The following is an 18,779-nucleotide window of genomic DNA, read 5'->3' on the forward strand; positions in this document are numbered from 1 at the left end:
ACCCGGGGGGTCTGCGGCGCGCTGCCGGAGGGGGGCAGCGCGCACAGACAGTTCCGCCCACACTCCCCGGTTTCAACCACTCCGCAGGGGTACCCGCCGTTCTGTACGCGAACTGACCGCGAGGTTCAGGGAGTTGTTGACGATGGCGGGCTTCGGACACGGTACGCGCAGGCACCCCCGGTCACGTGGCCGGACGTGGTCACGGACCGGGCCGGATCGCGCGACCCTCGGGATCATCGGAGTCATCTGCGCGATCGCGGGCTTCTTCGTTCTGGGCATCATTCTCGGCCCCATCGCGATCCTCTGCGGCTGGCTGGCGATGAACCGAACCTGGTCCGGCGCCCGCCCCGTCCCCGCCGTCATCGCGGTCGTTCTCGGCGCCATCGACACCGTCCTGGCCATCATCTGGCTGGCGGGCACAGCCACTCCGGGGACCGGATTCTTCTGATCCCGGTGGAGTGAGGGAAAAGGGCAGGGGCCGTCGACGGAAGTCGGCGGCCCCTTTTCCGCGTTGGCCGAGGGGCGGCGGGCCTGCTTTTCAGGGGCGCGGGGAACTGCGCGAGCAACCCCCACGGACCGTCAGCCGCGAACCCACCCAGCCCCCCACGGTCATCGGCGCTGCTCAGGCACCCCTTCGACAGCCCGCAACGACGCAACCTCCGCCCGCAACAACCGAACCTCCTGAGCCAGTTCCGCTATCGCTGCGGTCTGCCGCCGCTCCTCCGCGTCGTCCTTCTCGAACCGCGCTATGAACCACGCCGCGATATTCGCCGTCACCACACCCAGCAACGCGATCCCCGACAGCATCAGCCCCACGGCCAGCACCCGCCCCAGCCCGGTCGTCGGCGCGTGGTCCCCGTACCCCACCGTCGTCATCGTCGTGAACGACCACCACACCGCGTCGCCCAACGTGTCGATGTTCCCCTCGGGGGAGTCCCGCTCCACGGACAGCACCGCCAGCGACCCGAACATCAACAGCCCGATCACCGACCCGCCGACATACGTCGTGAGCCGTATCTGCGACGCCATCCGCGCCCGCTGCCCGACCAGCAGCAACGTCGCCACCAGCCGCAGCAGCCGCAGCGGCTGGATCATCGGCAGTATCACCGCGCACAGGTCCAGCCAGCGCGACCGTACGAACTCCCAGCGCCGCTCGGCGAGGAGCAGCCGGATGACGTAGTCGACCGCGAACGCGGCCCAGACACCCCATTCGACGACCTCGCACCACCACTTCACCTCGGCGCTCGCGTCCGGCCGCACGATCGGCACGGCGTACGCGACGGCGAACGCCGCGGCCAGGCAGAACAGGGGCCGCTGTGTGTGCTGTTCCCAACGCGCCTGCGCCGAGTCCGATCGCTGCTTCATGCCCGCATCGTAGAAAACGTGAAGGGGTGGTGAACCCGCAGGTTCACCACCCCTTGACAGCGCTGCCCGCGCTGTGCGGCCGTGGCAGGCGCCCCCGACAGCGGCGCAGCCGCTCCCAAGGGGCGCGGGGGACTGCGCGATCAGCCCCCACGGCCCGCAGCGTTGGGACGGCCTAGCCGGCGCAGCGTCTACGCGTCGCCGCCGGCCGCTCCCGGGTCCGCCGCCGACACGTCGAGCAGCTGGTAGCGGTCGATCGCCTGCTTCAGCAGTGAGCGGTCGACCTTGCCCTCGCGGGCCAGTTCGGTCAGCACCGCGACCACGATCGACTGGGCGTCGATGTGGAAGAAGCGCCGGGCCGCGCCCCGGGTGTCCGCGAAGCCGAAGCCGTCCGCGCCCAGCGACTGGTACGTGCCCGGCACCCACCGCGAGATCTGGTCCGGCACCGACCGCATCCAGTCGGAGACGGCCACGAACGGACCCTCGGAGCCGCTCAGCTTCCGCGTCACGTACGGGGCCTGCTGCTCCTCCTCGGGGTGCAGCAGATTGTGCCGCTCCACCTCGACCGCCTCGCGGCGCAGCTCGTTCCAGGACGTCGCCGACCAGACGTCCGCCTTCACGTTCCAGTCGGCGGCCAGGATCCGCTGCGCCTCGACCGCCCACGGCACCGCGACACCGGAGGCGATGATCTGCGCGGGGATCGCGCCCGACTCGCCGGCCCCGATGCGGTGGATGCCCTTGAGGATGCCCTCGACGTCCACGTCCGCCGGCTCGGCCGGGTGCTGGATCGGCTCGTTGTAGACGGTGAGGTAGTAGAAGACGTCCTCGCCCGGCTTGCCGTCGGCGGTCTCCCCGTACATCCGGCGCAGACCGTCCCTCACGATGTGCGCGATCTCGTACCCGTACGCCGGGTCGTACGCGACACAGCCCGGGTTCGTCGAGGCGAGCAGCTGCGAGTGCCCGTCCGCGTGCTGGAGACCCTCACCGGTCAGCGTCGTACGGCCGGCGGTCGCACCGAGGACGAACCCGCGCGCCAGCTGGTCGGACATCTGCCAGAACTGGTCACCGGTGCGCTGGAAACCGAACATCGAGTAGAAGACGTAGACCGGGATGAGCGGCTCGCCGTGCGTCGCGTACGCCGAACCGGCCGCGATCAGCGAGGCCGTGCAGCCCGCCTCGGAGATGCCGTCGTGCAGCATCTGCCCGGTCGGCGACTCCTTGTACGCGAGCAGCAGATCGCGGTCGACCGCCTCGTACTGCTGGCCGAGCGGGTTGTAGATCTTCGCGCTCGGGAAGAACGAGTCCATGCCGAAGGTGCGGTACTCGTCGGGCGCGATCAGCACGAACCGCCTGCCGATCTCCTTGTCCCGCATGAGGTCCTTCAGCAGCCGTACGAACGCCATGGTCGTGGCGATCGACTGCTGACCGGAGCCCTTCTTCACACTCGCGTACGTCTTGTCCTCGGGCAGGGCCAGCGGCTTGGCGCGCACGACACGCGTCGGGACGTACCCGCCGAGCCCCTTGCGGCGGTCGTGCATGTACTGGATCTCCTCCGAGTCCCGCCCCGGGTGGTAGTACGGCGGCGCGCCGGACTCCAGCTCCTTGTCGGAGATGGGCAGGTGGAGGCGGTCGCGGAAGCCCTTGAGGTCGGCGACCGTCAGTTTCTTCATCTGGTGCGTGGCGTTGCGGCCCTCGAAGTTCGGGCCCAGCGTCCAGCCCTTGACCGTCTTCGCCAGGATGACCGTCGGCTGGCCCTTGTGCTCGTGGGCCGCCTTGTACGCCGCGTAGATCTTGCGGTGGTCGTGACCGCCGCGGCCCAGGTGCAGGATCTGGTCGTCGGTCATGTTCTCGACCATCGCGCGCAGCCGCTGGTCGTCGCCGAAGAAGTGGTCGCGGATGTACGCGCCGGTCTCGGTGGCGTACGTCTGGAACTGGCCGTCCGGCGTGGTGTTCATCCGGTTCACCAGCACACCGTCGCGGTCCTGCGCGAGCAGCGGGTCCCACGTCCGGTCCCAGACCAGCTTGATCACGTTCCAGCCGGCGCCCCGGAAGACCGACTCCAGCTCCTGGATGACCTTGCCGTTGCCGCGCACCGGGCCGTCGAGGCGCTGGAGGTTGCAGTTGACGACGAAGGTCAGGTTGTCGAGGCCCTCGCGGGCGGCGATCGTGAGCTGGCCGAGCGACTCCGGCTCGTCCATCTCGCCGTCGCCGAGGAACGCCCAGACGTGGGACTTGGAGGTGTCCGCGATGCCGCGCGCCTCCATGTACCGGTTCATCCGCGCCTGGAAGATCGCGCCCAGCGGACCGAGGCCCATGGACACGGTCGGGAACTCCCAGAAGTCCGGCATCAGCCGCGGGTGCGGGTAGCTGGACAGGCCGTACGGCGCCTTCGACTTCTCCTGGCGGAAGGCGTCGAGCTGCGGCTCGCCCAGCCGGTCGAGGAGGAACGCGCGGGCGTAGATGCCCGGGGAGGCGTGCCCCTGGAAGAAGATCTGGTCGCCGCCGTCGCCCTCGTCCTTGCCCCGGAAGAAGTGGTTGAAGCCCACGTCGTAGAGGGAGGCGGAGGACGCGAAGGTCGCGATGTGGCCGCCGACGCCGATGCCGGGCCGCTGGGCGCGCGACACCATGACGGCGGCGTTCCACCGGGTCGCGTTGAGGATCTTCCGCTCGATCTCCTCGTTGCCCGGGAAGAACGGCTCGCTCTTGGTGGGGATGGTGTTGATGTAGTCCGTGCTGCGCATCTCGGGCACGGCCACGCGCTTCTCGCGGGCCCGCTCGATGAGCCGGAGCATCAGGTAGCGCGCGCGCTCACGGCCGCGCTGGTCCACCGCGGCGTCGAGCGAGTCGAGCCACTCCTGGGTCTCCTCGGGATCGAAGTCAGGGACCTGACTCGGAAGGCCGCCAATGATGATCGGATTGCGATCGGATCCGGAAGCCACGCTGTTCCTTAGCTGTCAGAGGGCCGCTCTTCAGGGTGTTCCATAGGTGTCTGCACCGTCCCCCATCGTGTACCTCGGGGGCCAAAACGTCATCTCTACCGAGAGGTAACCCGGGCGGTTACTTGCTCGACAAAGGTAGTAAAGGTATTCGATGCTCGTACCCCCGGATGGTTGCCGAATACGCAAAACGGGCAGAACGGTGTGGTGTGCGTCACGCGAGGCTGTGAATCGGCGTAGAGAGTTGCGGTGACACCGCCCGGATCGTCACCGTTTCGGCGGTCTGGAAGGCTGGGTACTTGCGCGATCCGTCCCGCCCGTGTGGACTACGGCCAACGCTTCGCGCACGCGCGTGGCTGAACTTCCCCGGGGGCAACCCCACCCGAACATGATCAGGAGGCAACCCGTGAGCGCGACCGCGGACCACGCGGAGGAGCGGACGAACCCTGCCGCGAGGCTGGGGTTCCAGCCCGAGCAGGTGGTCCAGGAGATCGGCTACGACGACGATGTCGACCAGGAGCTCCGCGAGTCCATCGAGGAAGTCGTAGGCAGTGAGCTCGTCGACGAGGACTACGACGACGTGGCCGATGCCATCGTCCTGTGGTTCCGCGACGACGACGGCGACCTGACCGACGTACTGGTGGACGCCACCACGTACATCGAGGAGGGTGGCTCGATCCTGCTGCTGACGCCCAAGACCGGGCGGGACGGCTATGTGGAGCCCAGCGACATCTCCGAAGCCGCGACGACCGCGGGGCTGTCCGCGTCGAAGAGCGTCAGCGTCGGCAAGGACTGGAGTGGCAGCCGACTGGTGACGCCGAAGGCGGCGAAGTCCGGCAAGAAGTGAGTTTCAAGTTCGCCTGAGAGCTCGATGGGTCCTGTGCGATGGCGGCTGCGGCCCCGTCGTGGCTTGTCGCACAGTTCCCCGCGCCCCTGGACGGTGCCCCTTCGGGGCGACCGTCCAGGGGCGCGCCGTTTCTCCCGGCGATCTCTGCGTAGGCTGGGCCACCCGAACAGTCCATGAAGGGACGCAGGAGAATCATGGCGATCCAGGTCGGCGACAAGGCCCCCGACTTCGAACTCAAGGACAACCACGGCGCCACCGTGAAGCTCTCGGACTTCCGGGGCGAGAAGAACGTGGTGGTGCTCTTCTACCCGTTCGCGTTCACCGGCGTCTGCACCGGGGAGCTGTGCGAGCTGCGCGACAACCTGCCGAAGTTCGTGAACGACGACGTACAGCTGCTGGCCGTGTCGAACGACTCGATCCACACGCTGCGGGTCTTCGGGGAGCAGGAGGGCCTTGAGTACCCGCTGCTGTCGGACTTCTGGCCGCACGGCGAGGTCTCCCGGGCGTACGGCGTGTTCGACGCGGACAAGGGCTGCGCGGTGCGCGGCACGTTCATCATCGACAAGGAGGGCGTCGTCCGTTGGTCGGTCGTCAACGCCCTTCCGGACGCCCGCGACCTGAACGAGTACGTCGCCGCCCTCGACACCCTGTGATTCTTCGGTTCCAGGGCCTGCGAGGAACGGGAACCCGTCACTAGGATCGACACGTTGATCCGATACCAACGCACGACGGGGCTCCCCGCCCCTGACTATCAAGGGAGGACTCGTGGGAGTCAGCCTCAGCAAGGGCGGCAACGTATCGCTGACCAAGGAGGCACCGGGCCTGACCGCGGTCATCGTCGGTCTTGGGTGGGACATCCGCACCACGACCGGCACCGACTTCGACCTCGACGCCAGTGCTCTGCTGCTGGAATCGTCCGGCAAGGTCAGCAGCGACGCCAACTTCGTCTTCTTCAACAACCTCAAGAGCCCCGACGGCTCGGTCGAGCACACCGGTGACAACCTCACCGGTGAGGGCGAGGGCGACGACGAGCAGATCAAGGTCAATCTCGCGGGCGTCCCGGCAGAGATCGAGAAGATCGTCTTCCCCGTCTCGATCTACGACGCCGAGAACCGTCAGCAGTCCTTCGGCCAGGTCCGCAACGCCTTCATCCGGGTGGCGAACCAGGCCGGCGGTGCCGAGATCGCACGGTACGACCTCTCCGAGGACGCCTCCACCGAGACCGCCATGGTCTTCGGCGAGCTGTACCGGCACGGTGCCGAGTGGAAGTTCCGCGCCATCGGCCAGGGCTACGCCTCGGGCCTGCGCGGTATCGCCCAGGACTTCGGTGTGAACGTCTGAGCCACCGGGGAAGACCCACTGGGCTCACCACGTCCGGCGCCGCTGTCATCAACGACCGCGGCGCCGGTCGCGCTCGTACGACGTGGGCGGACGGCCCGCGCGTACGACCACAACTGAACAGCTGAGCAACTGAAGCTCGAAAATCGGGGAGGACCAGCACCATGGGCGTCACACTCGCCAAGGGAGGCAATGTCTCCCTCTCCAAGGCCGCGCCGAACCTCACTCAGGTGATGGTCGGGCTCGGCTGGGACGTCCGGACCACCACCGGAGCCCCATTCGATCTCGACGCCAGCGCCCTGCTCTGCCAGGGCGGCCGGGTGCTGGGGGACGAGTGGTTCGTCTTCTACAACAACCTCAAGAGCCCCGAGGGCTCGGTCGAGCACACCGGTGACAACCTCACCGGTGAGGGCGACGGCGACGACGAGTCGCTCATCGTCGACCTCTCCAAGGTGCCGGCCACCGTCGACAAGATCGTCTTCCCGGTCTCCATCCATGACGCGGAGAACCGCGGCCAGGCCTTCGGCCAGGTCAGCAACGCCTTCATCCGCGTGGTCAACCAGGCCGACGGCCAGGAACTCGCCCGCTACGACCTCTCCGAGGACGCTTCCACCGAGACCGCGATGATCTTCGGGGAGGTCTACCGCTATGGCGGGGAGTGGAAGTTCCGCGCGGTGGGACAGGGGTACGCGTCCGGTCTGCGGGGCATCGCACTCGACTTCGGAGTCAATGTCTCGTAGCGCGATATGCGCAAAAGCCGGGGCCGTGTGGGGTGCGAGGGGTGCCCGACTAGACTTCGGGTTCAAAAGTTCGTAAAGCCGCGCGCGGCGCGGGGGAACCCCGTACACACACGATTGGGTAGCCAGTGGTTCTGAAAACCTTCGGCTGGTCGTTCGCGGTCACCGCGCTCGGCTTGGTAGCAGCAGTTCTCTACGGTGGGTGGGCGGCGTTCGGTGTCGTCGCGATCCTGTCCGTCCTGGAGATCTCGCTGTCCTTCGACAACGCGGTGGTCAACGCCGGGATCCTGAAGAAGATGAATGCCTTCTGGCAGAAGATCTTCCTCACCATCGGCATCCTGATCGCCGTCTTCGGTATGCGGCTGGTCTTCCCCGTCGTCATCGTCGCCATCAGCGCCAAACTGGGTCCGATCGAGGCCGTCGACCTGGCGCTCACCGACAAGGACATGTACCAGCAGTACGTGACCGACGCCCACCCGTCGATCGCGGCCTTCGGCGGTATGTTCCTGCTGATGATCTTCCTGGACTTCATCTTCGAGGACCGGGACATCAAGTGGCTGGGCTGGCTCGAGCGTCCGCTGTCCAAGCTCGGCAAGATCGACATGCTGTCGGCCTGCATCGCGATGATCGTCCTGCTGATCACCTCGATGACCTTCGCGACCAACGCCCACCAGCACGGCGGCGCCCACGTCGACAAGGCGCAGACCGTTCTGATCTCCGGTCTCGCGGGCCTGATCACCTATCTCGTCGTCGGCGGTCTCTCCGGCTACTTCGAGGGCAAGCTGGAGGAAGAGGAGGAGCGCGAGCACGAGGAGGAGGAAGCGGCGGAGCGTACGGGCAAGCCGCGTTCGGCCGTCGCCCTCGCGGGCAAGGCCGCGTTCTTCATGTTCCTCTACCTGGAGGTCCTGGACGCGTCCTTCTCCTTCGACGGTGTCATCGGCGCCTTCGCCATCACCAACGACATCGTCCTGATGGCGCTGGGCCTCGGAATCGGCGCGATGTACGTCCGGTCGCTGACCGTATACCTGGTCCGCCAGGGCACCCTCGACGACTACGTCTACCTGGAGCACGGCGCGCACTACGCGATCGGCGCCCTCGCCGCGATCCTCCTCGTCACCATCCAGTACGAGATCAACGAGTTCATCACCGGTTCCGTCGGTGTCATCCTGATCGCCTGGTCCTTCTGGTCCTCCGTCCGCCGCAACAAGGCGCTGGCGGCCGCGGAGGGAAAAGCTGACGCCTCCAAGGAGGAGGTCTCCTCCGGGGTGTGACCCGGAACGCCGGGCCGGTGTGACCGGTTCCGGAGTGTGACGGCCCTCCGGGTGAGGGAACGCTCTGAGCGGGGCGGCCGACGAGGACTCGTCCTCCGTCGGCCGCCCCGTGGTGGTTGACGCGACGACACGGCAGTTGTGGGGCGGGCATGAGTTTCCTGGACAACCTCTGGCGCGGGCGGGCCACGGAGTTCGACGCGGGCAACGCGGCGACCAACGCGATCGAGCTGACCAAGCGGCACCAGAAGGTGTCCCTCAGCAAGCAGAACGCCGCGGCGGGGCACCTGCGCGTCAACCTGTCCTGGCGGATGCGGACGTCCGACATCGGCGGGATGAAGCGGCAGAGTGTGCTGCGGCACCCCTTCAAGGCGCTCAGGCCGGAGGAGGTGCAGGCGCACAGCCAGAGCATGGTGAACGTCGACCTCGACCTCGGCTGTCTGTATGAGCTGGCCGACGGGACGAAGGGGGTCGTGCAGCCGCTGGGCGGCTTCCTCGGTGACATCAACGAACCGCCGTACATGCGGCTCAGTGGGGACGACCGGTTCGGGTCGGGGTCCGGCGAGACGATGTACATCAATCTCGATCACCGCGAGAACTTCAAGCGGATGCTGGTGTTCGTCTACATCTACGACCAGACGCCGGCGTTCGACCGTACGCACGCGATCGTGACGCTGTATCCGAGCAATGGGCCGCGGATCGAGATAGGCCTGGATGAGAGGCATCCTCAGGCTCGGTCGTGTGCGGTGGTGATGATCGAGAACGTCAAGGGGGAGATCGTTGTGCGCCGGGAAGTGAAGTTTGTCTATGGCTTTCAGGCGGAGCTTGATCGGTTGTATGGGTGGGGGTTGCAGTGGGGGCGGGGTTACAAGACCAAGGCTGAGCAGAGGTGAGGAAGCCCCGCGCCCCTGAAAGCACCGGGGAGCCCCCTGGTTGCAAGCCCCTCAGCGCCCGATGAACTGCGGCCCCTGCGGGGGTAGGCGGAAGTCGGGGTTCAGGGCCGCCGCTGTGGGCTGGGGGTAGCCGTAGGCCGGGCCGTTGGCCGTGGCGGGGGTCGGCTGGGGGTAGCCGTAGGCCGGCTGGGACGGGACGCCGGCGGGGGGCTGCTCCGGGGGCAGGGGGGCCGAGATCTCCGGGGCCGGGGGCTGGGTCGTGGCCGTCTGGTCGGTCGCGGCCGCTGCGGCTGCCGCCGCCTCCGACTCGTCGACCGAGATGCCGAAGTCCGTGGCGAGGCCCTGGAGGCCGTTGGTGTAACCCTCACCCAGGGCGCGGAACTTCCAGCCGCCGCCGCGACGGTAGAGCTCGCCGCAGATGAGGGCGGTCTCGTCGCCGGTCTCGGGCTTGATGTCGAAGTACGCCAGCGGTTCGGCCTCGGCGACGGTGGCGTCGTACAGCAGGATGCGCAGGGACCGTACGCGGGCGAAGGAGACGGGGTTCCCGGAGACGTCGTCGGCGGAGGCCACGAGGAGAATCTGGCCGACGGCGGACTCGACACCCGCCAGATCGGTCTGGATGGTGTCGGTGAGGCCCTCGGCCACACGCTTTTTGCCGAGCCGCCACACCTTGCCCGAGGGGTGGCGTGGCTGGTTGTAGAAGACGAAGTCCTCGTCGGACCGTACGCGTCCGTCGAGACCGAGGAGCAGCGCCGAGGCGTCGACGTCCGGGGAGTCCTGACCCGGCGCCCAGCGCAGCACGGCACGGACCGCCGTGGCTTCGATCGGGACGTTCGACCCCTTCAGCATCGCGTGCGTCATGCGGTCATCCTGCCCTCTCGGTCCTGGTCACGACAACGCGGGGGCGGCGAACCGTCAGTGGAATCGTCCTGCGCCCGACATGGCCGGGTTACCAGAACTTCACGCCCGGCGGGAACTGATGTCACACATTTGTACGTACTATTACCGGCCACCATCGCGACGGCCGCCTAGCAGCCACGGGGGAATCACATGCGTCATTTCGGGCACATCGCCCCTGAGGAGCGTCAGCGCCTCTTCTACCGGGAGCCTGGTGAGTTCGACGCCGACTCCCCGGCCCGCGTGCTCGCCGCCGCCCTCGGCGCCACGCTCTACAGCCCGGCCACCCGCGAGCGGCTGGCCGACGACATCGTCAAGCAGGCCGGACGTGGCGTGGTCTCCATGGTGCTGTGCCTGGAGGACTCGATCGACGACGCGGAGGTCGTGGGCGCCGAGGAGAACCTGGTCCGGCAGTTCGCCGACCTCGCCGGCCGGCCGGACGTCGAGCTTCCGCTGCTGTTCATCCGGGTCCGCTTCCCCGAGCAGATACCCGACCTCGTCAGCCGTTTCGGCCCGGCGGTACGGCTGCTGTCCGGGTTCGTGTTCCCGAAGTTCACCGAGGAGCGGGGCGTCGCGTTCCTGGAGGCGCTCACCGCCGCGGAGTCCGCGAGCGGGCGGCGGCTGTTCGGGATGCCGGTGCTGGAATCGCCCGAGTTGATGTACAGGGAGACGCGCGTAGAAGCGCTCCAGGGCATCGCCCACACCGTCGACAAGTACCGCGACCGCGTCCTCGCGCTGCGCCTCGGCGTCACCGACTTCTGCTCCTCGTACGCGCTGCGCCGCCCGCCCGACATGACCGCGTACGACGTCCAGATCGTCGCCTCCGTGATCGCGGACGTGGTGAACGTGCTGGGGCGCGCCGACGGCACCGGATTCACGGTCACCGGGCCGGTGTGGGAGTACTTCCGGGTCCAGGAGCGGATGTTCAAGCCACAGCTGCGCACCAGCCCCTTCCTGGAGAACCGGGCCGGGCGGCTGCGCGAGACGCTCATCGAGCACGCGCTGGACGGTCTGCTGCGCGAGATCTCCCTCGACCAGGCCAACGGGCTGCTCGGCAAGACCTGCATCCATCCCTCGCACGTACTGCCGGTGCACGCGCTCTCCGTGGTCAGCCACGAGGAGTTCGGCGACGCCGAGGACATCGTGCGGCCCGACCGCAACGGCGGCGGAGTTCTGCGTTCCGCCTCCCGGAACAAGATGAACGAGGTCAAGCCGCATCGCGCCTGGGCCGAAAGGGTTCTGCAGCGCGCCGAGGTCTTCGGGGTCGCCAACGAGGACATCGGGTTCGTGGATCTCCTGGCCGCCGGGCTGCCCGACTGAACTTTCCGCTCACGCGGCTCATGTACCGACGCCCGTATGCACGTCGTACCGTCGTACTGACGTACCGACTAAGGAATCGATGATTAACGCAGCGAACGACACGACCGACACGACCGGCGCGTCCGGCGCGGTCTGGTCCGGGGCCTGGGTCGCCGAGCGGCTCGGGGTCGAACTGGTTGGCGACGAGGAGCTGAGCGGTCTGCTGGGGCTCGCGCTGCGGCGCAACCCCAAGCGGGCACATCTGCTGGTGTCGAACGTGCTCGGCAAGCATGTGCCGCAGTCGCCGGCCGTCGTGCACGGCTACGGTTTCGAGCTCGGGCGCCGGGTGCGTGAGCTGCTGGGCGCGGCCGGGGCGCGGACCGCCGTCGTCCTCGGGTACGCCGAGACGGCCACCGGGCTCGGGCACTCGGTCGCGGACGGGGTGGGCGAGGCGCCCTACCTCCACTCCACCCGGCGCCCGGTCGAGGGCGTCCACCAGGCGGGCGGCTTCGAGGAGTCCCACTCCCACGCGACGTCGCATCTGCTGCTGCCGGAGGACCCCACGCTGCTCGCGGGGCGGGGGCCGCTGGTGCTCGTCGACGACGAGTTCTCCACCGGGAACACGGTGCTCAACACCATCCGGGCGCTGCACGAGCGGTACCCGCGGAAGCGGTACGTCGTCGTGGCGCTGGTCGACATGAGGTCGGCCGCCGACCAGGGGCGCCTGGCCGAGTTCGCTCAGGAGATCGGGGCGCGGGTCGATCTGGTGGCCGCGGCGAAGGGGACCGTGCGGCTGCCGGAGGGGGTGCTGGAGAAGGGGCAGGCGCTGGTCGCGGAGTACGAGAAGGCTGCGGCGCCCACGGCCGCGGCCCGGGCGGCGCAGGTCACCCGGGTCGAGCTGGGCTGGCCGGACGGGGTGCCCGATGGGGGGCGGCACGGCTTCACGCCCTCCCATCGTGCGCGTCTGGAGAGCGCGCTGCCCGGTATGGCCGCACGCCTCGCGGAGGCCTTGCCGCCCGGTGCCCGCCGGGTGCTCGTGCTCGGCTTCGAGGAGCTGATGTACGCGCCGCTCGCGCTCGCGCGGGAGCTGGAGAAGTCGACGAACGGGCTGGAGAAGTCCGCGAACGGGCTGGAGATACGGTTCTCCACCACCACGCGGTCGCCCGTCCTCGCCGTCGACGACCCCGGTTACGCGATACGCAGCCGCATCGTCTTCCCCGCGCACGACGAGCCCGCGGACGGGCCGGGGGAGCGGTACGCGTACAACGTGGCGGGCGGGGACTTCGACGCGGTCGTCGCCGTCGTCGACTCGACGGCGGACACGCCGGCCTTGCACGCCGCCGACGGCCTGCTGGCGACCCTCGCCGCGCACACGCCGAGCGTGCTGCTCGCCGTGGTCCCGTCGTACACCCCGCCGGTCCGGCACCACCGGGCCGCACCGTCCCGGCCGAGCGCCGCCGCGGCGGGAAAAGAGGGCCGGCGGTTCGAGGGGACCGGAGTGAAGGAGCCGCTTGACGCGGCAGAACAGAAGAAGTCGATCTCGCCCGTCACCGAAAGGTCCTCCATGCTGCCCGAGCCCCTACGCGGCCCCGACTTCTCCTCCTACGCGCCGGACGAGGTCGGCTGGCTGCTGCGGGATCTCTCGGAGGTGACGCTGGAGGCGCCCACCGAGGAGCGGGAGGAGGCCATTCAGAGCGGCGGCGCGCACTACGCGGAGTCTCTGCCGGTCGAGTACCAGCCGAGTGAGCAGTACCAGGCGCTCTTCCACAGCGCGCTGGAGGCCTCCGCCGAGCGGATCGCCCTGGCTGTGGGGGTCGTCACCGAGACCCTGCTGGCCGAGCGGGCGGCGCGGCCCGTCCTCGTGTCGTTGGCCCGGGCCGGGACGCCCGTCGGGGTGCTGATGCGGCGGTGGGCGCAGTACCGGCATGGGGTCGAGGTGCCGCACTACGCCGTGTCGATCGTGCGGGGCCGGGGTATCGACGCCAACGCGCTGCGGTGGCTGGCGGCCCATCATGACCCCGCCGCTGTCGTCTTCGTCGACGGCTGGACCGGCAAGGGGGCGATCACCCGTGAACTCGCCGCCGCGCTGCTGGAGTTCGAGGAGTCCGACGGGATCACCGGGTTCGATCCGGAGATCGCGGTGCTCGCCGATCCGGGGTCGTGTGTGCGGACGTACGGCACGCGGGAGGACTTCCTCATTCCGTCCGCCTGTCTCAACTCGACCGTCTCCGGGCTGATATCGCGGACCGTGCTGCGTTCGGATCTCGTCGGGCCCGACGACTTCCACGGGGCCAAGTTCTACCGGGAGCTGGCCGGCGTCGATGTGTCGGTGGAGTTCCTGGACGCCATAGCCGCGCGGTTCGCGGATGTCGTGGACGCCGTCGACGCCCGTACCAAGGAGCTGCTCGCCGCCGATCGCACGCCCACCTGGGAGGGCTGGGCGGCCGTCGAGCGCATCAGCGAGGAGTACGGGATCCACGACGTCAACCTGGTCAAGCCCGGTGTCGGCGAGACCACGCGCGTCCTGTTGCGCCGGGTACCGTGGAAGATCCTCGCGCGGGCCGGGGCGGGCGCGGACCTCGACCATGTACGTCTGCTCGCCGAACAGAGAGGGGTACCGGTGGAAGAGGTGGCCGAACTGCCGTACACCTGCGTGGGGTTGATCCACCCGCAGTACACGCGGGGCGCGACCGGCGCCGACGGTAAGGCGGTGGCGGTCTGATGCCGGGCCCCCAGGTTCTTGTGGCGAGCGATCTCGACCGTACGCTCATCTACTCGGCCGCCGCGCTCGCGCTGACGATGCCGGACGCACACGCGCCCCGGCTGCTCACCGTCGAGGTGCACGAGAGCAAGCCGCTGTCGTACATGACGGAGACGGCCTCGCGGCTGCTCGCGGAGCTGGGGGACGCGGCGGTGTTCGTGCCGACGACGACCCGGACGCGCAAGCAGTACCAGCGGATCAATCTGCCGGGGCCGGAGCCGACGTACGCGATCTGCGCCAACGGCGGGCATCTGCTGGTTGACGGTGTCACGGACGTCGCCTGGTACGAGCGGGTCACGGCGCGGCTCGCGGACGAGTGCGCGTCGCTCGCGGAGGTGCGGGACCATCTGGCGGCCACGACCGACCCGGCGTGGGTGCGTAAGCACCGCGTCGCGGAGGATCTGTTCGTCTATCTCGTCGTGGAGCGTGAGCTGCTGCCCGAGGAGTGGGTGAAGGATCTGGCGGTGTGGGCGGAGAACCGGGGGTGGACCGTGTCGCTCCAGGGGCGCAAGCTCTATGCCGTGCCGAAGCCGCTCACCAAGAGCGCGGCCATGCGTGAGGTCGCGCGGAGGACCGGGGCGGAGTTGACGTTGGCCGCGGGGGATTCGTTGCTCGATGCGGATCTGTTGCTCGCGGTGGATCGGGCCTGGCGGCCCGGGCATGGGGAGCTGGCGGATGCGGGGTGGGTGGGGCCGGCGGTCAGTGCTCTTCCCGAGCGGGGTGTGTTGGCCGGGGAGCGGATTCTGCGGGAGTTTCTGCGGGCCGTGAAGGAAGGCTGAGCGGGGTTCGGGTGACTGGGCCGGTCAGGGGGTGGGGGTGCTGTGGTTGGCGGGCTGCGGGTCGTTCGTGGCTTGTCGCGCAGTTCCCCGCGCCCCTTGGCGGCGGCTGCCCCTGCCCCCTCTCAAGAAGCGGGTCAGCGCGAACGCCAGCACCGCCAAGGCCGCCGCAGCCAGCACGATCTTCGAGTACGTCGAGGCGATCGCCGTCACCTCCGGCCAGTTGGCGCCCAGGAAGTAGCCGGTCAGGACGAAGGCCGTGTTCCAGAGGGCGCTGCCCAGGGTGGTGAGGAGGGTGAAGGTGGGGAGGGGCATGCGTTCCACGCCGGCCGGTAGGGAGATGAGGCTGCGGAAGACGGGGATCATGCGGCCGAAGAAGATCGCCTTGGTGCCGTGCCTGAGGAACCAGGCCTCGGTCTTCTCGATGTCGGAGACCTTGACCAGGGGCAGCTTGGCCGCGAGGGCGACCGTACGCTCGCGGCCGAGGAGGGCGCCGACGCCGTAGAGGGCGAGGGCGCCCACGACGGAGCCGGCGGTGGTCCAGAGGAGGGCGGCCCAGAGGCTCATCTGACCGGTGCTCGCGGCGAAGCCGGCGAGGGGGAGGACGACCTCGCTGGGGATCGGCGGGAAGAGGTTCTCCAGCGCTACGGCCAGGCCGGCGCCCGGCGCCCCCAGGAGATCCATCAGACCGATGACCCACAGGGGCGCGCCGCTCATCGACTCCGCTTGCATGGCTGTCATGGGGGCACGCTAGGCGGGCGTGGCTGAAGAGAACCTGAGGGACGGGTGAACGGTCAGGGGCGGGCCGGAGGACCGGTGAACGCTGCCGGTCCCGGGGCCGTTGATCGAAGTGTGTTGATCAACCGCAACAGCCGCCACCACAGCAGCCGCCCCCGCCGCCGCCCGCCCGGGGTGCGGGCGCGGACGCGGTGGCCGAGCCGCCGACCGCGACCGTCGACAACAGTTTGACCGTGTCGGAGTGGCCCCCGGGGCAGTCCGCGGGGGCGGACGACTCGGCCATCGGGCGGCTCAGTTCGAAGGTGTCGCCGCAGGTCCGGCAGCGGTACTCGTAGCGAGGCATGGGCCCAGGCTAACCGGCGCCGGGGTGGTGGCAGGAGGCCCCGGTTCGGGCTCGTCGGTCTTTCTGGCTAAATTTTCACGCTGCCGACCGAAGCGGTTGTGAAAGTGACTGATAATTTGTGGTCGCTGTGTGGAGGCCGAAAGGCCGGGGGAAGAGGGGGCTCGTAGCCGCGGGTGTGGCGGCTGCGACTGTCCACGCGGGCGATGCCAAGTGGGGAGGGGGGACAGTAGTGACCGCTGTCCTTTGTCGATCGGGAGCTACGTCTCCCGGTCGGATAGTCGCCGTGCGCGAGCGAAACGTTGCCGCGCACTGCAGAATCGTTGCCGCGCATCGCTCGGGCCGCCCGTTCGAGGGAGCCCGCCGTGGCTAGCGGGGAGGAGCCTCAGGAGATACCCCAGGAGTCCGACCTCACCATGCAGTTGAAGCTCCCCGCCGTCCCGGCGGACGAGACCATGCAGCTGCGGGTGCTCGATCCGGGCGTACTCGACAGTCCGACGGAGCAGCCGAAGTCGGGAAAGAGGGGCAGACGCAAGGCGCCCCGGCCGTCCGTTCCAGCCAGATTCGCCGCCGTCGTCGGCTCGCGGCTCGCCCCTTTCGCCCCCTTCGTCCGCCGTATGCGTCCGCGGTACCCGCGCCCGGGCCGGGCCGACTGGCGTCGCTGGGTACCGTCCTGGCGGCAGTCGTTGGGGGCCGCCGGCCTGACCGTGGGCATCAGCACCATGTTGCTGACCGTGGCCTACGCCACCACGGAGATACCGAACGACCTCAACACCTTCGCCACCCAGCAGGACAACGTGTACTTCTGGTCCGACGGCACCCCCATGGCCCGTACCGGCTGGGTGCGGCGCCAGGCGATGCCGCTCAAGGACGTCCCCGAGGACGTGCGCTGGGCGGTCCTCGCGGCGGAGAACGCGAGCTTCTACTCCGACCCCGGCATCTCCGTCAGCGGCATCACCCGCGCGCTGGTGCGCACCGTCGGCGACGGCGACACCCAGGGCGGCTCGACGATCACCCAGCAGTACGTCAAGAACGTGTACCTGTCCCAGGACCGCTCGCTCAGCCGCAAGTTCGACGAGGCGATGATCGCCCTCAAGCTCGACAACAAGATGAGCAAGGACAAGATCCTCGAGGCCTATCTCAACACCAGCTGGTTCGGCCGCGGCACCTACGGCATCCAGCGGGCGGCCCAGGCGTACTACGGCAAGGACGTCAACGAACTGAACGTCAGCGAAGCCGCGGTCCTCGCCTCCCTCCTCAAGGGCGCCGGCCTGTACGACCCCTCCCTCAGCAAGGCCAACCGCGAGCGGGCGGTCGAGCGGTGGGAGTGGACCCTGGACCGGATGGTGGCGATCGGGAAGCTGTCCAAGGCCGAGCGGGCCACGTACACGAAGTTCCCCGAGCCGATCGAGCAGTCGAACCAGTACGACACCGGCAAGCAGAGCGACTACCTGGTGGTGCTGGCCTCCCAGTACGCCAAGAAGGCCGCGAACCTCACCGACCAGGAGTTCGACCGGGGCGGCTACCAGATCTACACGACCTTCGACAAGGACCGGCAGAGCGAGCTGACCGACGCCGTGACCAAGGCGCGCGAGCAGGTGGAGAAGGACAAGCCGAAGAAGGCGAAGACGGCCCACTTCGGGGCCTCCTCGGTCGCCGCCGACGGGCGGATCCTCGCCGTCTACGGCGGCCCCGACCACCGTAAGCAGGGCTACAACGAGTCGAACGCGACCACCGTCCCGTCCGGCTCGGCCTTCCTGCCGTTCGTCTACGCCGCGGGCCTGGAACACGGTGTCGTCAAGGAACGCGGCGGCGAGGCTACACCTGTCACCCCGGAGACGGTCTACGACGGCAACGACGCCGTCCCGGTGACCACCCCCGAGGGGCCGTACTGGGACCGGGACGGCGACCAGGTCTACGCCCACAACGACGGCGAGAAGTCCTGGGGCCCGATCACCCTGCACGACGCGCTCGCCGGATCGGTGAACACACCGTTCATGCAGCTCGGCATGGACACCGGCCTGGACAAGGTGCGTGACACCGCCGAGGCGGCCGGACTGCTCTCCTCCAGCTTCGGGGCTCAGGTGCCCGCGCTGTCCGTGGGCAGCGCCACGCCCAGCGCGATCCGCATGGCCAGCGGCTACAGCACCTTCGCCGCCCTGGGCAAGCACACCGAGCCGTACTCCGTGCGGAAGGTGACCCACAACGGGTCCAAGGCCGCCCTGAACACCCCGAAGCCGAAGCGCGCGGTGGGCGCCGACGTGGCCGCCGAGGTCACCTCGGCGCTCACGGACGCCTTCCGCGCCGACCACCCCGTCTCGCCCGGCGCCGCCTCCTTCGAGGCGGCCGGCAAGGGCGGGACCACCCAGGACGACAAGGCCGCCTGGTACGTCGGGACGGCGAAGGACGTGTCGACCGCCGTCGTCGTCTACCGCATCGACCTCACCGAGAGCCTGGAGCCGCTGCCGCTCGACGGGATCGCCGGGACGCCCAACTCCGGTGTCCCCTACGACATCTGGTCCAGTGCGATGAGCGTCGGCTGACGACCGATGAGCACCCGCACCCGCCACCCTCGCAGAATGAGCCG

16 protein-coding genes are annotated in these 18,779 nt (G+C 68.9%); 11 read left to right on the forward strand and 5 right to left on the reverse strand.

Annotation, left to right across the window (positions count from 1 at the left end; all coding sequences use genetic code 11):
* Positions 1–142 precede the first annotated feature (142 nt).
* Entirely contained in the window at positions 143–448 is a 306-nt protein-coding gene (locus tag JIX56_RS32850; RefSeq protein ID WP_257545957.1) for a small hydrophobic protein, read from the forward strand.
* Between the two features lie 161 nt (positions 449–609).
* Here the strand turns inward: JIX56_RS32850 and JIX56_RS32855 are convergent, their stop codons facing one another.
* Positions 610–1,365, reverse strand: a complete 756-nt coding sequence (locus JIX56_RS32855; protein WP_257545959.1) for a potassium channel family protein — start codon at positions 1,363–1,365, stop codon at positions 610–612.
* Positions 1,366–1,553: 188 nt separating this feature from the next.
* Positions 1,554–4,301 carry a pyruvate dehydrogenase (acetyl-transferring), homodimeric type gene (gene aceE / locus JIX56_RS32860; protein ID WP_257545961.1) on the reverse strand — a complete coding sequence of 916 codons (2,748 nt, stop codon included), beginning with the start codon at positions 4,299–4,301 and terminating at the stop codon, positions 1,554–1,556.
* Between the two features lie 403 nt (positions 4,302–4,704).
* On the opposite strand from aceE, the gene JIX56_RS32865 reads away from it, so the two are divergent.
* The 6 genes from JIX56_RS32865 (at position 4,705) to JIX56_RS32890 (ending at position 9,381) form a co-directional block, all read left to right on the forward strand.
* Positions 4,705–5,145 carry a DUF3052 domain-containing protein gene (locus tag JIX56_RS32865; protein ID WP_257545963.1) on the forward strand — a complete coding sequence of 147 codons (441 nt, stop codon included), beginning with the start codon at positions 4,705–4,707 and terminating at the stop codon, positions 5,143–5,145.
* 194 nt (positions 5,146–5,339) lie between these two features.
* Positions 5,340–5,798 (forward strand): peroxiredoxin, encoded by a 459-nt coding sequence (locus JIX56_RS32870; RefSeq protein WP_257545964.1) that lies wholly within the window; start codon positions 5,340–5,342, stop codon positions 5,796–5,798.
* Between the two features lie 112 nt (positions 5,799–5,910).
* Positions 5,911–6,486 carry a calcium homeostasis/redox stress adaptation protein gene (locus JIX56_RS32875; RefSeq protein ID WP_257545966.1) on the forward strand — a complete coding sequence of 192 codons (576 nt, stop codon included), beginning with the start codon at positions 5,911–5,913 and terminating at the stop codon, positions 6,484–6,486.
* Positions 6,487–6,647: 161 nt separating this feature from the next.
* Positions 6,648–7,223 (forward strand): TerD family protein, encoded by a 576-nt coding sequence (locus JIX56_RS32880; RefSeq protein ID WP_257545968.1) that lies wholly within the window; start codon positions 6,648–6,650, stop codon positions 7,221–7,223.
* Positions 7,224–7,348: 125 nt separating this feature from the next.
* Entirely contained in the window at positions 7,349–8,491 is a 1,143-nt protein-coding gene (locus JIX56_RS32885) for a DUF475 domain-containing protein (RefSeq protein WP_257545970.1), read from the forward strand.
* A gap of 149 nt (positions 8,492–8,640) precedes the next feature.
* Entirely contained in the window at positions 8,641–9,381 is a 741-nt protein-coding gene (locus tag JIX56_RS32890) for a TerD family protein (protein WP_257545971.1), read from the forward strand.
* Between the two features lie 51 nt (positions 9,382–9,432).
* On the opposite strand, the gene JIX56_RS32895 is transcribed toward JIX56_RS32890, so the two are convergent.
* Positions 9,433–10,242 carry a TerD family protein gene (locus tag JIX56_RS32895; RefSeq protein ID WP_257545973.1) on the reverse strand — a complete coding sequence of 270 codons (810 nt, stop codon included), beginning with the start codon at positions 10,240–10,242 and terminating at the stop codon, positions 9,433–9,435.
* Between the two features lie 189 nt (positions 10,243–10,431).
* Here JIX56_RS32895 and JIX56_RS32900 point away from each other — a divergent pair, with 189 nt between their 5' ends.
* The 3 genes from JIX56_RS32900 (at position 10,432) to JIX56_RS32910 (ending at position 15,117) form a co-directional block, all read left to right on the forward strand.
* Complete coding sequence (locus tag JIX56_RS32900) at positions 10,432–11,598, forward strand: HpcH/HpaI aldolase/citrate lyase family protein (RefSeq protein WP_257545975.1); 1,167 nt, start codon at positions 10,432–10,434, stop codon at positions 11,596–11,598.
* Positions 11,599–11,677: 79 nt separating this feature from the next.
* A complete protein-coding gene (locus tag JIX56_RS32905; protein WP_257545977.1) occupies positions 11,678–14,299 on the forward strand; it encodes a phosphoribosyltransferase in 2,622 nt (873 codons plus the stop codon).
* Positions 14,299–15,117, forward strand: coding sequence for an HAD family hydrolase (locus JIX56_RS32910; protein ID WP_257545979.1), 819 nt, complete (start codon positions 14,299–14,301; stop codon positions 15,115–15,117). The genes JIX56_RS32905 and JIX56_RS32910 overlap by 1 nt, the downstream gene beginning before the upstream one ends.
* A 24-nt stretch (positions 15,118–15,141) precedes the next feature.
* Here the strand turns inward: JIX56_RS32910 and JIX56_RS32915 are convergent, their stop codons facing one another.
* The gene (locus JIX56_RS32915; RefSeq protein WP_443032076.1) at positions 15,142–15,846 is read right to left on the reverse strand and encodes a DedA family protein; all 705 of its coding nucleotides are present in this window, start codon (positions 15,844–15,846) and stop codon (positions 15,142–15,144) included.
* A gap of 127 nt (positions 15,847–15,973) precedes the next feature.
* Positions 15,974–16,195 (reverse strand): FmdB family zinc ribbon protein, encoded by a 222-nt coding sequence (locus tag JIX56_RS32920; protein WP_257545983.1) that lies wholly within the window; start codon positions 16,193–16,195, stop codon positions 15,974–15,976.
* A gap of 413 nt (positions 16,196–16,608) precedes the next feature.
* Between JIX56_RS32920 and JIX56_RS32925 the strand changes: the two genes are divergently transcribed.
* A complete protein-coding gene (locus JIX56_RS32925) occupies positions 16,609–18,735 on the forward strand; it encodes a transglycosylase domain-containing protein (RefSeq protein WP_257551269.1) in 2,127 nt (708 codons plus the stop codon).
* Positions 18,736–18,779: the final 44 nt, after the last annotated feature.

This window comes from Streptomyces sp. CA-210063 (assembly GCF_024612015.1).
Classification (GTDB): domain Bacteria; phylum Actinomycetota; class Actinomycetes; order Streptomycetales; family Streptomycetaceae; genus Streptomyces.